Annotated in this window: 14 protein-coding genes; 9 read left to right on the forward strand and 5 right to left on the reverse strand. The window is 65.5% G+C overall.

All coding sequences use genetic code 11. The features are described 5' to 3' along the window. Positions 1-11 precede the first annotated feature (11 nt). From LB566_RS09550 to LB566_RS09565, 4 genes are all read left to right on the forward strand, one after another. On the forward strand, positions 12-1,007 hold the full coding sequence (locus LB566_RS09550) for a sugar kinase (RefSeq protein ID WP_224624219.1): 996 nt from the start codon (positions 12-14) through the stop codon (positions 1,005-1,007). Next, positions 1,004-2,287: a D-tagatose-bisphosphate aldolase, class II, non-catalytic subunit gene (locus tag LB566_RS09555; RefSeq protein WP_224624220.1), complete on the forward strand. Its 1,284-nt coding sequence runs from the start codon at positions 1,004-1,006 to the stop codon at positions 2,285-2,287. Before LB566_RS09550 ends, LB566_RS09555 begins: the two co-directional genes overlap by 4 nt. 114 nt (positions 2,288-2,401) lie before the next feature. Beyond that, positions 2,402-3,898, forward strand: a complete 1,497-nt coding sequence (locus LB566_RS09560) for an aldehyde dehydrogenase family protein (RefSeq protein WP_224624221.1) — start codon at positions 2,402-2,404, stop codon at positions 3,896-3,898. A gap of 164 nt (positions 3,899-4,062) precedes the next feature. Further along, positions 4,063-4,338, forward strand: coding sequence for a hypothetical protein (locus LB566_RS09565; RefSeq protein WP_140517323.1), 276 nt, complete (start codon positions 4,063-4,065; stop codon positions 4,336-4,338). A 125-nt stretch (positions 4,339-4,463) separates the two neighbouring features. Here LB566_RS09565 and LB566_RS09570 read toward each other — a convergent pair whose 3' ends face one another. Continuing rightward, positions 4,464-5,561, reverse strand: a complete 1,098-nt coding sequence (locus LB566_RS09570) for a CaiB/BaiF CoA transferase family protein (RefSeq protein ID WP_224624222.1) — start codon at positions 5,559-5,561, stop codon at positions 4,464-4,466. Positions 5,562-5,683: 122 nt separating this feature from the next. Between LB566_RS09570 and LB566_RS09575 the strand changes: the two genes are divergently transcribed. Together LB566_RS09575 and LB566_RS09580 are read left to right on the forward strand one after the other, a co-directional pair. Then, positions 5,684-6,706 carry an LLM class flavin-dependent oxidoreductase gene (locus tag LB566_RS09575; protein ID WP_224624223.1) on the forward strand — a complete coding sequence of 341 codons (1,023 nt, stop codon included), beginning with the start codon at positions 5,684-5,686 and terminating at the stop codon, positions 6,704-6,706. Positions 6,707-6,759: 53 nt separating this feature from the next. Then, complete coding sequence (locus LB566_RS09580) at positions 6,760-7,407, forward strand: ThuA domain-containing protein (protein WP_140552052.1); 648 nt, start codon at positions 6,760-6,762, stop codon at positions 7,405-7,407. A 22-nt stretch (positions 7,408-7,429) separates the two neighbouring features. On the opposite strand, the gene LB566_RS09585 is transcribed toward LB566_RS09580, so the two are convergent. Next, complete coding sequence (locus LB566_RS09585) at positions 7,430-7,849, reverse strand: VOC family protein (RefSeq protein ID WP_224624224.1); 420 nt, start codon at positions 7,847-7,849, stop codon at positions 7,430-7,432. 70 nt (positions 7,850-7,919) lie between these two features. After that, positions 7,920-9,947 (reverse strand): amidase, encoded by a 2,028-nt coding sequence (locus LB566_RS09590; protein ID WP_224624225.1) that lies wholly within the window; start codon positions 9,945-9,947, stop codon positions 7,920-7,922. A 440-nt stretch (positions 9,948-10,387) separates the two neighbouring features. Here LB566_RS09590 and LB566_RS09595 point away from each other — a divergent pair, with 440 nt between their 5' ends. Continuing rightward, positions 10,388-10,588, forward strand: coding sequence for a hypothetical protein (locus LB566_RS09595; protein ID WP_224624226.1), 201 nt, complete (start codon positions 10,388-10,390; stop codon positions 10,586-10,588). 66 nt (positions 10,589-10,654) lie between these two features. Here LB566_RS09595 and LB566_RS09600 read toward each other — a convergent pair whose 3' ends face one another. Continuing rightward, entirely contained in the window at positions 10,655-11,803 is a 1,149-nt protein-coding gene (locus LB566_RS09600) for an amidohydrolase (RefSeq protein ID WP_224624227.1), read from the reverse strand. Positions 11,804-11,900: 97 nt separating this feature from the next. Beyond that, positions 11,901-12,344 carry an SRPBCC family protein gene (locus LB566_RS09605; protein ID WP_140552048.1) on the reverse strand — a complete coding sequence of 148 codons (444 nt, stop codon included), beginning with the start codon at positions 12,342-12,344 and terminating at the stop codon, positions 11,901-11,903. Positions 12,345-12,593: 249 nt separating this feature from the next. Between LB566_RS09605 and LB566_RS09610 the strand changes: the two genes are divergently transcribed. Both LB566_RS09610 and LB566_RS09615 read left to right on the forward strand, forming a co-directional pair. Further along, a complete protein-coding gene (locus tag LB566_RS09610) occupies positions 12,594-13,454 on the forward strand; it encodes an FAD binding domain-containing protein (protein ID WP_224624228.1) in 861 nt (286 codons plus the stop codon). Further along, positions 13,454-13,930: a (2Fe-2S)-binding protein gene (locus LB566_RS09615; RefSeq protein WP_140517305.1), complete on the forward strand. Its 477-nt coding sequence runs from the start codon at positions 13,454-13,456 to the stop codon at positions 13,928-13,930. Before LB566_RS09610 ends, LB566_RS09615 begins: the two co-directional genes overlap by 1 nt. Position 13,931 lies beyond the last annotated feature (1 nt).

The raw sequence follows: 13,931 nt of genomic DNA on the forward strand, positions 1-13,931 counted from the left end.
GAGCCTTCGCTATGCCAAGCAAATCCCCATTGAAGACACTGGCGCCCGATGGACTCGGGCCGACCGTCACCGTCGGCGAGATCCTGGTGGAGATCATGGCGACGAGCCGTGGCAACGGCTTTCTCGAGCCCATGGAGCTGACCGGACCCTATCCGAGCGGGGCGCCGGCGATCTTCATCGACCAATGTGCCAGGATTGGCGGGCGGGCCGGCATCATCGCCTGCGTCGGCAACGATGATTTCGGCAGGATCAACGTCGAGCGCCTGCGCCGGGACGGTGCGGATGTCTCGGCCATTGCCGTCAGTCCAGACTATCCGACGGGCAGCGCCTTCGTGCGCTACCGCGAGGACGGTTCGCGCGACTTCGTCTACAATATCGGCAAATCGGCGGCGGCGCTGGTCGGGTTGACCCCCGAGGCCAAGGCGCTGCTGGCGCGTTCGGGCCATCTGCACGTCATGGGGACCGCGCTCAGCATTCCCCCCATTTGGGAGGTGCTCGACCATGCGATCGATGCCGTCAAGGCGCGTGGCGGAAGCATCTCGCTCGATCCCAACCTCCGCAAGGAACTGCTCGGCCATGGCCAGACGCGCGAGCGCTTCGCGCGGCTTCTCGACATTGCGGATCTGATCCTGCCGTCGGGTGAGGAACTCCACACCGCTTCGGGCAACGACAATGAAGCCGACGCGCTCGTCTCGCTGTTTGCCCGCGGCGCCGGTGAGGTCGTCGTCAAGCGCGGCGCGCTGGGCGCGTCCCTGTTCGGCGCTGACGGCAGCCGCGTCGAGGCGCCCGGCTTCCTGGTCGAGGAGATCGATCCGACCGGCGCGGGCGACTGTTTTGGCGGCGCCTACATCGCCTGCCGCAGGCTCGGCATGCCTGCCGTGACAGCGCTCGATTACGCGAATGCGGCAGGCGCGCGCAACGTGACGCGGCAAGGTCCGATGGAAGGGGCCGGCACGCGTGCCGAACTGGATCTGTTCATTGCCAACATGCCGAGGCGACGCCCGTGACCGATCCATTGCTGAAACTTGCAAATCCATTGCTGAAACTTGCAAATTCCCGGCGTCAGGGGGTGGCGGAAGGCATCACCTCCGTCTGCTCGTCGCATCCGGTCGTGATCCGGGCCGCAGTGCGCGACGCCGCGCTGTTCTCCCGGCCGCTGCTGATCGAGGCTACCTGCAACCAGGTCAACCAGTTCGGCGGCTATACCGGCATGCAGCCCGCCGACTTCGTCGCGGCGGTGACCGCTATTGCCGGCTCCGAAGGCCTTGCGCCCGAGCGGGTCATCTTCGGCGGGGATCATCTCGGTCCCAATCCATGGCGAAAGGAAGATGCCGGCGCGGCGATGGCGAAGGCCGAGGACATGGTGTCCGGCTATGTCCGGGCCGGTTTCCGCAAGATCCATCTCGATGCCTCCATGGGATGTGCGGGCGAGCCGGCGGCGCTGGATGACGCTACGATTGCCAGGCGCGCCGCGCGCCTTGCGCGCAAGGCCGAGGACGTCGCCAGCGGCCCCGACCGGCCGCTTTACGTGATCGGCACCGAGGTTCCGCCGCCAGGCGGAGCGGATCATCTCATTGGCGAAATCAGCCCCACAAGCCTGTCCGCGGTCCGGCACACATTGGCGGTGCATCGGCAGGTCTTCCACGAGAACGGCCTCGCTGACGCCTTCTCGCGGGTCATCGCCGTGGTCGTGCAGCCGGGCGTGGAGTTCGGCAACGAGAACGTGGTCTTCTACGATCGCGCCAAGGCGCTGCATCTGCGCGCGCTGCTCGAACAGGAATCCGGCCTGGTCTACGAGGCACATTCCACCGACTATCAGACGCAAGCGGCCCTGCGCGAACTGGTCGACGACGGCTTTGCCATCCTCAAGGTGGGGCCGCAGCTGACCTTCGTCCTGCGCGAAGCGCTCTACGGGCTGGACCTGATCGCCTCCGATCTGTTGCCCGATTACGGCGCGCGCCCGCTTTATCAGACCATGGAAGCGCTGATGACTGCCGATGCCAAGGACTGGCACAGCCACTACCACGGCTCTGCGGCGCAACAGCGCGTGCAGCGGCACTATTCGCTGTCGGACCGCATACGTTACTACTGGAACCATCCGGAGGCGATGGACGCTGTCCAGCAATTGATGACCGCTTTGTCGGGCAAGGCCGTGTCGGCGACGCTGTTCCATCAGCATCTGCCCGCGCTCGACCGCTTTGCCGGGCAGCCGCTCGATCCGGAGGCGGTGTTGGTGGCGGCGGTTCAGCAGGCGTTGGAGGGCTACCGCTTCGCCTGCGGCGGGTGAGGCGGCCGATAGCCAGGGGACGCAGTTCGGTCATTTCGACGGCTTGTCGGCTTCCTTGCTTGAGGTGTGCCTGCACCGGAGTAATAGTCGCGACGGAATGGCGAGGAGGAGGATATGACGCTGAACTTCGACCCGAGGGCGAAGGCCGCGACGCTCTATCATGGCGAATTCCGGCCGATGTTCATCGGCGGTAAGTGGGTCGCGGCGCAGTCCGGGCAGGAGATGCAGGCGCTCAACCCGGCGACGGGCGAATTGCTGGCGACGGTGCCGCGCGGAGGCGCCGCCGACGTCGAAGCGGCGGTGGCGGCCGCGCGCATCGCTTTCCAAGGTCCGTGGTCCGGATTTTCCCCTTACGAACGGCAGTGCGTGCTGCTCAGGATCGCAGATCTCTTCGAGAAGAACTGGGAAGAGCTCTGCGTCTCCGACACGCTCGACATGGGGCTGCCGATCACGCGCACGCTCGCCAACCGGCGCCGGGTCATCGGCATGCTGCGCTTCTATGCCGGCATGGCGACCGCGCTGCACGGCGAATCAATCGACAATTCGATCCCGGGCGAGATCGTCACCTTCACAAGACGCGAGCCGGTGGGCGTGGTTGGCGCCATTATTCCCTGGAACGCGCCGACCGCCGCCTCGATCTGGAAGATCGCGCCGGCGCTCGCTGCGGGCTGCACCATCGTGCTGAAACCTTCCGAGGATGCATCGCTGACGCCGCTTTTGATCGCGCGGCTGATGCAGGAAGCCGGCGTTCCCGATGGCGTCGTCAACGTCGTCACCGGAACCGGGGCCGAAGCCGGCGCGCGGCTTGCCGAACATCCTGACGTCAACAAGATCGTCTTCACCGGCTCGACGCTCACCGGTCAGGCGATCGCCCGGGCGGGTGTTGCCAATCTAAAGCGCGTTTCATTGGAACTCGGCGGCAAGTCGCCGCTCATCGTATGCCGCGACGCCGATATCGACAAGGCCGTTCCGATCGCGGCGATGGCCGTCTTCGTGCATTCGGGCCAGGTCTGCATCGCCGGTTCGCGGCTGTTCGTGGCACGCGAAATCCATGACGAGTTCGTGCGCCGGCTCGCCGATTTCGCCGGCAGGTTGCGCATCGGCCATGGCATCGAGGCCGAAACCGAAATAGGGCCGCTCATCAATGCGAGGCAGGCCGGCAAGGTCGAGGGTTACATCAAGGCCGGCAGCGAGGAGGGCGCGGAACTGGTCGCCGGGGGATCGCGGCTGACCGGGGACCTTTATGACGGCGGCAATTTCATCGCCCCAACCGTCTTCGGCGCGGTGTCCGACACGATGACCATAGCGCGTGAAGAGATCTTCGGGCCCGTTATCTCGGCAATGCCCTTCGATACGCTTGACGAAGCCGTCGCCCGCGCGAATACGACGCCCTATGGGCTGGCTGCCGGCATCTTCACCACCCATCTCGGCACGGCGCACAAGCTCGCCCGCCGGGTCAAGGCGGGTTCCGTCTGGGTCAACATGTACCACGCCATCGACCCAGCCGTGCCGTTCGGCGGCATGAAGATGTCGGGCTACGGCCGCGAGGGCGGCATCGAACATCTGCACGAATATCTGGAGACCAAGTCGGTGTGGATCCAGACCGACTGAGGCTTTTGTCGGTTGTCAGGCGAGCCGGCCTGCTCCGCCGGTTCTCAGGCAGCCGCTCATGCACGCCGGCTGCAAATCAACCGGCGACCGTTCTCAGGAACTTTTCTTTATCCGGCGATTTTTGGGTATAAGATGAACTCAGGTTGGCTAGGAAGGTGTTGTCGATGACGACGAAACGCTTTGCGATCTGCGCTCTCGCCCTTGTGATGGGCTGCGGCATCGTCTCTTCGGCGTCCGCCGGGGCAAGGCACCGCCACCACCAAGGCGAACCCGAACGCTATGTTCCCGCTGACGGCGATATTATCGACATACTGTTCGGCGGCCCGCGCTACTATGACCGGCAGCTTGTCACGACGGCCGCCGGCGCCTGCTCCTACCACCGGGTGGGGCCGGATGCGAATGCGTTGAACAAGATCAACGACCACCATTGCGGAAAGTAGGCGGCGGACCTTGGCGATCGTCGCGTCAGGTCTGCCATACACGCGTGCCATGCGGGCGCAAACGAGTGCCGCCTATTTCGCGGCAACCGGATCATGGCGAACTCAGCAGTGAAAAGTGCTCGATTTCAACGGGGTGCGGCAGGATTCGCCAGTTCGGCGCGAATCTCCGCATCGTGTTCGCCGCGTGCCGGGCTTTTCGCTGGTGTCCGCTCCGTTCTTCCGGAGAAACGCGGGGCGGCGGCCGCCTGAAGGGCGCCGTCCACCGTCAGCCAGGAGCCGCGTGCGGCCATGTGCGGATGCAGCGCCGCCTCATGCGGGCTGAGCACAGGCCCGACGCAGGCATCCGTTCCTTCGAACAATTTCATCCACTCGTCTCGGGATTTTTCGGCAAAGATCGCTTCCAGCCGGCTGCCGAGCTCAGGCCAGAGGCCGCGGTCGAACTGAGCGGCGAACTGCGGATCGCCGCCCAGGCCAAGCCTGTCGAGGAACAGCGCATAGAATTTCGGCTCGACGCACTGGACGCTGATGAAGCCGCCATCTGACGTACGGTAGACGCGGCACCAATGCGGTCCGTCCAGAAGGCTCCGGCCACGCTCGGCGGCAAGCGCGCCGGATTGTGCAAGCGACATCAACAGGTTCATCATATGGGCCGAGCCGTCGACGATCGCCGCGTCGACGACCGTGCCTTCACCACCGGCGCGGGCGTTCATGACGGCGGCCAGCATGCCGATCACCAGATAGAGCGCGCCGCCGCCTATGTCGCCGACCAGCGTCGGCGGCGCCATTGGCGGCTCGCCCGGCAGGGAGGCATACCAGAGTGCGCCCGACACGCCGGTATAGTTCAGGTCGTGGCCGGCGATGCGGGCGAGCGGGCCTTCCTGCCCCCAGCCGGTCATGCGGCCAAAGGCCAGGCGAGGGTTGGCGGCCAGACACGCATCTGGACCAAGCCCGAGACGCTCCATCACGCCCGGCCGGAAGCCCTCGATCAGGCCGTCGGCGGTGGCGATCAGGCGCATCAGCACGGCAACGTCCTCGGCATTCCTGAGGTCGAGCGCGATAGAGCGCTTGCCGCGATCGAGCAGCGAGCGCTCGGGAAGGCCCGGCAGGGATGCATGCTTGCGGTGGACGACGATCACATCGGCGCCGAGATCGGCGAGCAGCATGCCGGCAAAGGGCGCCGGCCCCAACGCCTCGATCTCGACGATGCGGATTCCCCTGAGCATCCTACCCTCCACGGCATTCAAACTTTCGGTAAGGCGCACTTTTGGTGTCACGCAGGGGCGACGGTGTGTAACCCTGCTCTTTTGGCATTGAAGCACGTGCTGGTCGCATATACGTCATGCCCATGAAAAAAATCGGTTTCCTGTCATTCGGGCACTGGACGCCCTCGTCGCAATCGCAGGTGCGCTCGGCATCGGACGCGCTGTTGCAATCCATTGATCTCGCCGTCGCGGCCGAGCAACTCGGCGCCGACGGCGCGTATTTCCGCGTCCACCATTTTGCCCGCCAGCTCGCCTCGCCATTTCCGCTGCTGGCGGCGGTCGGCGCCAAGACCAGCCGCATCGAGATCGGGACGGCGGTCATCGACATGCGCTACGAGAATCCGCTCTACATGGCCGAGGATGCGGGTGCCGCCGACATTATCGCCGGCGGGCGCTTGCAGCTCGGCATCAGCCGGGGCTCGCCCGAACAGGTCATCGATGGCTGGCGCTATTTCGGCTACGCGCCGCAGGAAGGCAAAAGCGACGCCGACATGGCGCGGCATCACGCCGAGGTCTTCCTCGACACGCTGCGCGGCGAAGGCTTCGCCCAACCCAATCCGCGGCCGATGTTTCCCAACCCGCCCGGCCTGCTGCGGCTCGAGCCGCATTCGGAGGGTCTGCGCGAGCGCATCTGGTGGGGTGCCGCCACCAACGCCACTTCGGAATGGGCGGCCAAGCTCGGCATGAATTTGCAGAGCTCGACGCTCAAATTCGACGAAAGCGGCAAGCCGTTCCACATCCAGCAGGCCGAGCAGATCCGGATCTATCGCGAGGCCTGGAAGGCCGCCGGCCACGCGCGCGAGCCGCGCGTCTCGGTCAGCCGCAGCATCTTCGCGCTGATCGACGACCGCGACCGCGCCTATTTCGGCCGCGGCAATGAGAGCCGCGACCAGATCGGCTTCATCGAGGAAAACACGCGGGCGATCTTCGGGCGCAGCTATGCCGCCGAGCCTGACGTGCTGATCAAGGAGTTGGCCGGGGACGAGGCGATCGCCGAGGCCGACACGCTGCTGCTCACCGTGCCCAACCAGCTCGGCGTCGACTACAACGCCCATGTCATCGAGGCGATCCTGACCCATGTCGCGCCGGCGCTGGGCTGGCGCTGAAAGCCGCGCCGTGTAACCATCGACCGCAGCGGGCGATTTAGGAGGTTCACGACATGGCGAAGAAGGCGTTGATTGCCTGGGGCGGCTGGGAAGGTCACACGCCGGAACGCAGCGCCAAGGTCGTGCGCGACATGCTGGAGCGCAATGGCTTCACCGTCACGCTGGGCGAGGGCACGGCGATGTTCGCCGATCCGGAGCTCGGTTCCTTCGATCTCATCGTGCCTGTCATCACCATGTCGACGATCGAGAAGGCCGAACTGCAGAACCTGACGCGTGCGGTTCGCGAGGGAAGCGGGCTCGGCGGCTTCCACGGCACGATGGGCGACAGTTTCCGCAACGAGCCGGACTACCAGTTCATGACGGGCGGCCAATGGGTCGCGCATCCCGGCGATATCATCGACTATAAGGTCGTCATCACCCAGCCGGACGACCCGATCATGAGCGGCGTCGGCGATTTCGCCTACCGGTCGGAGCAGTATTACATGCATGTCGATCCGAGCAACGACGTGCTGGCGACGACCATCTTCACCGACGCGCATTTCCCGGGGATCGGCGGCGTCGTCATGCCGGTGGTCTGGAAGCGCCGGCATGGCGCGGGCAAGGTCTTCTACAGTTCGCTTGGGCATACGGCCGACGAGTTCGCGGTGCCGGAAATGGCGCTGATTGTCGAGCGTGGTTTGCTCTGGGCCGCGCGGGGCTAGCGCCCACTGAAACCGCGACAGCCTACCAATCGGCGACGCGGTCGCCGCCGGTGAATTGCGCGCTCTTGCCGGTGTATTCGAACAGTTCGATCTTCACGCCGTTGGGATCGCGCAGCCAGGCCTGGTATGTGTCGTCGCAGGCGAGTTTTTTCGCGGTGACCTCCACACCCCTGGATGCAATATGCGCGATCGCGGCGTCGATATCCTCCACTTCCAGGCAGAAATGGTTGATCTGGTTCGTCTCGCCGAACCGCGCGCCCTCTTTCTGAAAAACCTCGATATGGCTGCGGCCGCCGCAATTGAAGTAGAAACCGAAAATCTCGCGATCGCGCAGGAAATTGAACTGGATATCCGTGCCAAGGACATCCTCGTAGAAGCGCCGTGTCTCGTCCAGATCGTTGGCGAAGATGCAGACATGGGCGAGTTGTTTGACTTTGATCATGGCTGGCTCCTCATAATTCCCCGGTTCACATAGCGAGCCCGGCGCGAAATTGGCCCGCGCGGGCTCATCGTCATCCAATCCCGCCGGTGACCACATAGGCGCCCGCGCTGCATCCATCCCGCAGCCGCATCACCGCCGTGACGATCGAGCCGTAGGGGCCGCGCCAGACGCTGTGGATCCGTTGATGCTCCGCGGCCGGGACAAACGCCCGGCCGGTCAAAAGCGCGCCGGCCCGCTGCATCGCGACGGCCTCGCCGTTGACATGCACCTTGATGCTGGCGCGCTCCGTCTCGGTTGCGTCGACGGGGAGGTTGAGCGTGATGATGATCTCGTCCTGATCGCCGGTGCCGCGCGCCTCGGCCGCTAGCTTGATTGCGAGCGCAGGCGCCTTGCCATTGCCGGCTTGGGCGGACCGGCTCGAAAACACATCATCGGCGAGTTCCGGCGTGCGTGGCGGGCGCGTGCGGCGCTGCGTGGAGCGTTCGAAGTCGCCGGCCATGCGCAGCAGCCTTACATCGTCATAGGCCTTGCCGGCGAAGGTCAGGCCGACCGGCATGCCGATATCGGCCATCGTGCCCATCGGCACGGTGACGGTCGGGATGCCGAAATGCCGCCACACCAGATTGCCGTTGGCGACCCAGGTGCCGTTGCGCCAGGCGAGCGCGGCGGAGGCCTCGTTGATGTCGGCATCCGCCGGCCCGACATCGGCGACTGCGGGCAGCACGACGGCATCAAGCCTGTTCGCGTCCAGCCAGTCCTCGAAATCGAGCCGCCGTGTCGTTTCCAGCCCCATCGGCCCGTCCTCGATCGTCGGAATGTCCCGGAACGGCGTGACGCCGGATTTCGCGCGCTCGACATACTCCGCCAGGTCGAAACCGCCTTCATAGCGGTCGGGCAGCGTGCCCGGTGGCTGCGGAAAAATCTTCGGACCGTCGACCGAAGCGAGATCGGGGATGTTCGGATCGGCGTTCGCGCGCAAAAAATCGTCCCAAGCTGAAATGCAGAGATCCCAGATTTCACGGTCGGCGAACTCCCGTGGCACCAGGCGGCGCTCGACCATGGTGCGCGCGCCGGGGCGATCGCGCTCATAGTTGGAGACGAGGGGAAAATCGACCTCCACCACTTCGGCCCCAAGCCGTCTGAGGTCCGCCGCCGCCTGCTCCCAGAGATCAAGCACGGAGGCGCGGGTTTCGATCGGCCGATCGGCGCCGCTGTCGCGGCCGATATACATGCGGGGCACGCCAAGCCGCATCCCTTCCAGCGACCCCGCAACTGTGAGACCGGTGTAGCGCGGCGGCCGCAGTTCGGAACTCTTCGGCAGCGCGACCCAGGGCTGCGCGCGCCAGAAATCGCCCCGCGTCTCGGGATCGTCGGCGACGATCACATCCAGCAATTCGAGCATATCGGGCACGCTGCGCGTGTGCGGCACGACGACATCCATGGTCGGCACCAGGGGCCAGTTGCCGCGCACCGAAATGACGCCGCGCGACGGCGTGTAGGCGACCAGCGCGTTGTTGGTGGCCGGCGCGCGGCCGGACGACCAGGTCTCCTCGCCAAGCCCGAAGGCGCAGAAGCTCGCCGCCGTTGCCGTGCCCGAGCCGTTGGACGAGCCCGACGCGAAAGCGGCGGTCAGATAGTCGGCATTGTAAGGGCTTTCGGCGCGGCCATAGACGCCGCGCTGCATGCCGCCATTGGCCATGGGCGGCATGTTGGTGAGGCCGATCAGCACCGCGCCGCCGGCGCGCAGCCGGGCGACGGTGAAGGCGTCCTCGTTGGCGATGAGATGCTCGAAGGCCGGCGAGCCGGCGGCGACAGTCAAGCCAGATACCTTGTAGCTGTCCTTGGCGGTGTAGGGGATGCCATCGAGCGGGCCGAGCGTCTTGCGCTGGCTGCGGCGCCGGTCCGAAGCCGCGGCCTCCTCGAACATGGCCGGGTTGAGGATGGGGACAGCGTTGAGTGTGATGCCGTGGCGGTCGAAATGCGCAATGCGCCTGAGATAGGCTCCCACCAGTTCGACGCTGGTGACAGTGCCCTCATCGAGGGCACGGCGCAATTGTTCGATCGTCGCTTCGACGAGATGAAAGCTGGCATCGGTCATCGGCTGGTCTCGGGCTGTCATTGGCACGCGCCATGGATGAGCGAGGCCGCCTGCTTCGGCAAGGGCCAATCGCGACTGTCGGTCGTCCTTGTCGGGAAGTGTTGTTGTTGCAGTCGTCTTCCGGCGCGGGTCGGACGCCTGCGCCCGTGTCCTGCATACGTCGGGCGGGTGCCGCGGTTTGCATATCGCGATCGGCAAGGAAGCGGCTGACCGATGCAGCCTCTAATCGAGATGGGGTGTCCGGTGCCCGGGAACGGTGAAGTCCGGATCCGGCAACGAGGAGTTGCGTCTCTGGTGTCGTCTCCAGGCAACTATCCGCCAAATAGTGAATATCAGTCCCTCAAAACGACTTGCAAGCGTAGGCTGAAGCTCGCAGAAGTTGCGGCAGAAGCATGCATTGAAGAAAACCCATGCCGCCGTCCCAGCATGAAGGGGGAATCATGCCTGACCAGACTGCCCTCATCCGCGCTGCCATAGGGCGGCTGCTCGCCGAAAAGACTGGGGTTGCCGTCATTTCGATGAAGGAAAGCATTGACGAACTGCTGGAGCGAATCGGCGAGACGGTGACCGAGGACCGCCTGCAGGATCTGCTGCTCGAGATGGCCGAGGTCCGTGGAATGATGGTCGTTCTCGACGTTTAGCGAAGCCCGTTCCGCCACAGCCCAGCGTGGCGTTCTGGCTCGCCCCGATCGGCCATTTGGCAGCTCTCACCCCAGCAAATTGCGCGCCGTGCGCATGAAGATCCTCGAGCCGATCGGGATCAAATCGTCGGGGAAATCATAGTCCGGATTGTGCAGGGCAGGGTGGCGTTCGCCGGCGCCGAGGAAGAACATGGCCGACGTCGCGCTGTGGCCGAACAGGCCGAAATCCTCCGAGGCGCGCATCGGCAGCGCTTCCTCCGAGTGCGCGACGCCTTCTTCCTGGAGGGCTCGCTGGAGATGCTCCACCGCGTCGGGCGCGTTGACGCTGGCGACGAAGATCTCGTGATAATCCCAGCTTGCGGACAGGCGATGCTGGCCGGCGATCTTCGTGACCAGCGCTTGCGCGGCGGCGCACAGATCCGCCATGCGCTCGTCGCGCCTGGTGCGCAGCGTCGCCCAGACCTCGGCGTGGGCCGGTGCGATGCCGAACACGGCTTCGCCCATCTCGGCGTGGGTGACGGTGACCATGGCGAAATCGTCGTCGGCGAACGTTCCGCGCCCGAGCGCGGGCAGGGCAGGCATCAATTGGCTGATTGCCGGCATCGGCGAGATTCCGGTCTCGGGCATGGAGGAATGCGCGGTCTTGCCCTCGAGCACGATGCGCATGCCGCGCGAGGCGCAGTTGACCACGCCGGGCTTGAGCCGCACCTCGCCGAACGGCACGCCGGGCAGATTGTGCAGGGAGAAAGCGAAATCCGGCGCGATCTCGCCGAAGCGCGGATCGGCTACGACGCCGGCGGCGCCATTGCCGGTTTCTTCCGCCGGCTGGAACATCAGCACGACGCGGCCGCTGGCGGGCCGCTCGCGCCCCAACTGGCGGCCCAACGCCGCCAGGATCGCGGTGTGTCCGTCATGGCCGCACATATGCGACTTGCCCGGCACTTGCGAGGCATGCGGCACGCCGGACAGTTCTTCGATGGGCAAGGCGTCGAGTTCCGAACGAAACAGGACGGTTGGTCCGTTTTTGCCGCTGTCGTAGACTGCCGCCACGCCATGGCCGCCCAATCCGGTCAGCACCTTGTCGGGTCCCGTGTCGGCGAGGAAGTCGACGACGGCTTTTGCCGTCTTTTCCTCCTCGTTCGAGATTTCCGGCTGCTGGTGCAGCTGGCGCCGCCACTCGGTCAGCTCGACGATGTCCCGGTTGGTGAGAGTCATGCTTTTGGCCTCCGCTGTATCGCTCGCGACGCGCCCGGTCGACCGGGCGCGTCGGCCAATTGCTAGCGGCAAATGGCTGAAACCGCCACCGTCTGGCCTATTGATTGATCTCGGGTTCGACCAGCTTCGCCAGGTTCCTGAGCGATTCCTGCCAGCCGAGATAGCAGGCCTCGACCGGGATGACATCGGGAATGCCGGCCTGGGTGATGTCGAGCTCGGTGCCGACAGAGACTTTTTTCAGGGTTACGGTCACCTGGATTTCGCCCGGCAGATTGGGGTCGTCGAACCTGTCGGTGTAGCGCAGGCGCTCACCGGGAACGAGTTCGAGATACTCGCCGCCGAAGGCATGGCTGTCGCCGGTGGTGAAGTTGCGGAACGACATCTTGAACGTGCCGCCCACCTTGCCCTCGAAGTGATGAACCGTGCAGGTGAAGCCGTTCGGCGGCAGCCACTTCGCCAGCGCGTCGGCTTCGACGAAGGCGCGATAGACTTTTTCCGGGCTGGTGGTGAGAACACGGTGCAAACGTACGGTGCCGGGCATATCATATCCTTTCATAATGCCTGTTCGATGCCCCAAGGACGAGCGGGGCCCGGCCAGTCCGACACCGGCTCCTGGAATTTTTTCCAAAGCCTCGGCCGCGGCCTGCGCGACTGGCTTACGCCAGTTCAGCCTGGGTTGGGACTCGATTTTGCGGCGGCTGGCCCAATCGTCGAAAATGACGAACCGGATAGCCATTATGAGGAGACTGTTTATAACGGTCGCTGAGATCGCTGTGACCAAGGGGAGACGATGCGCTACATACGTCCACTTTCAATCGAAGATGCCGTCGGTCAGTTGGCCGGGTCGGCCGGAACGGCGGCCATTCTCGCCGGAGGCAGCGACCTGCTGGTAAGGATGAAGGGCGGCTTCATCGAACCCGACCTGATCGTCGACATCAAGGCGATCGCTGCCTTGAGCGAAATCAGGGAGACGGCCGACGGCTTCAGCATCGGTGCGGCGGTTCCTTGCGCGGTGCTGGGCGAGAACGCGGCCCTGAAGAAGGCCTGGCCCGGCGTCGTCGAGGCGGCCAAGCTGATCGGCTCGAAGCAGGTGCAGGGACGCTGCACCATCGTCGGCAATTTGTGCAACGCCTCGCCGGCCGCGGACAGCGTGCCGGCGCTGGTGGCGGCCGGCGCCAAAGCGGTGATCGTCGGGCCCGCGGGCAGGCGCACCATTGCCGTGGAGGCCGTGCCGACCGGACCGGGCAAGACCTCGCTCGCCAAGGGCGAGATCATCGAGGCGATCCTGCTCGACAAGCGCGCCGCGCGCTCGGGCGATGCCTATCTCAGGTTCATCCCCCGCACCGAGATGGATATCGCGGTGGTCAGCGCCGGCGTGAACCTGACGCTCGACGAGCAAGGCGTCGTCCAGGCGGCCCGCGTGGCGCTGGGCGCCGCCGCGCCAACGGTGCTTCTGGTGCAGGAGGCGGCCGAGGCCCTCATCGGCAGGAAACTGGACGAAGCAGCCCTCGAGCGGCTCGCCAAGGTCTGCTCCGGCGCCTGCCGGCCGATCGACGACAAGCGGGGCACGATCGAGTTCAGGCGGAAAGTCGCAGGCGTGCTGGCCAGGCGGGCCGCCACGTCAGCCTACAAGCGTGCAGGAGGCAAATGATGGCCGGTGTAGCAGTTTCAACCACGATCAACGGCGACAGCGTCGAGTACCTCTGCCAGCCCGACGAGACGCTGCTCGACGTGCTGCGCGACCGGCTCGGGCTGACCGGCGCCAAGGAAGGCTGCGGCACCGGCGATTGCGGCGCCTGCAGCGTCATCCTCGACGACCGGCTGGTGTGCTCGTGCCTGGTGCTGGGCGCGGAGGCGCAAGGGCGCCGCGTGGAGACCGTCGAGGGCATGGCGCATGGCGACCGGCTGCATCCGCTCCAGCAGAAGTTCCTCGAGCACGCCGCGCTGCAATGCGGCGTCTGCACGCCGGGCTTCCTGATCGCGGCGAAGGACCTTCTGGCCAAGAACCCCGACCCGACCGAGGAGGAGATCCGCTTTGGCCTCGCCGGCAACCTGTGCCGCTGCACCGGCTATGACAAGATCGTGCGCGCCGTCCAGGACGCGGCAAGCGTGATGAAGGGAGCCTGAC

The sequence above is a fragment of the Mesorhizobium sp. CA13 genome (assembly GCF_020165235.1).
In the GTDB taxonomy this organism is placed as follows: Bacteria; Pseudomonadota; Alphaproteobacteria; order Rhizobiales; family Rhizobiaceae; genus Mesorhizobium.

Excerpts from the sequence above, each read along its gene's own strand:
- LB566_RS09565 (WP_140517323.1), top strand. The coding sequence starts at position 4,063 with ATGACGACGAAACGCTTTGCGATCTGCGCTCTCGCCCTTGTGATGGGC.
- LB566_RS09595 (WP_224624226.1), top strand. The coding sequence starts at position 10,388 with ATGCCTGACCAGACTGCCCTCATCCGCGCTGCCATAGGGCGGCTGCTC.
- LB566_RS09580 (WP_140552052.1), top strand. The coding sequence starts at position 6,760 with ATGGCGAAGAAGGCGTTGATTGCCTGGGGCGGCTGGGAAGGTCACACG.
- LB566_RS09585 (WP_224624224.1), bottom strand. The coding sequence starts at position 7,849 with ATGATCAAAGTCAAACAACTCGCCCATGTCTGCATCTTCGCCAACGAT.
- LB566_RS09590 (WP_224624225.1), bottom strand. The coding sequence starts at position 9,947 with ATGACCGATGCCAGCTTTCATCTCGTCGAAGCGACGATCGAACAATTG.
- LB566_RS09575 (WP_224624223.1), top strand. The coding sequence starts at position 5,684 with ATGAAAAAAATCGGTTTCCTGTCATTCGGGCACTGGACGCCCTCGTCG.
- LB566_RS09550 (WP_224624219.1), top strand. The coding sequence starts at position 12 with ATGCCAAGCAAATCCCCATTGAAGACACTGGCGCCCGATGGACTCGGG.
- LB566_RS09560 (WP_224624221.1), top strand. The coding sequence starts at position 2,402 with ATGACGCTGAACTTCGACCCGAGGGCGAAGGCCGCGACGCTCTATCAT.
- LB566_RS09600 (WP_224624227.1), bottom strand. The coding sequence starts at position 11,803 with ATGACTCTCACCAACCGGGACATCGTCGAGCTGACCGAGTGGCGGCGC.
- LB566_RS09605 (WP_140552048.1), bottom strand. The coding sequence starts at position 12,344 with ATGCCCGGCACCGTACGTTTGCACCGTGTTCTCACCACCAGCCCGGAA.
- LB566_RS09570 (WP_224624222.1), bottom strand. The coding sequence starts at position 5,561 with ATGCTCAGGGGAATCCGCATCGTCGAGATCGAGGCGTTGGGGCCGGCG.
- LB566_RS09610 (WP_224624228.1), top strand. The coding sequence starts at position 12,594 with ATGCGCTACATACGTCCACTTTCAATCGAAGATGCCGTCGGTCAGTTG.
- LB566_RS09615 (WP_140517305.1), top strand. The coding sequence starts at position 13,454 with ATGGCCGGTGTAGCAGTTTCAACCACGATCAACGGCGACAGCGTCGAG.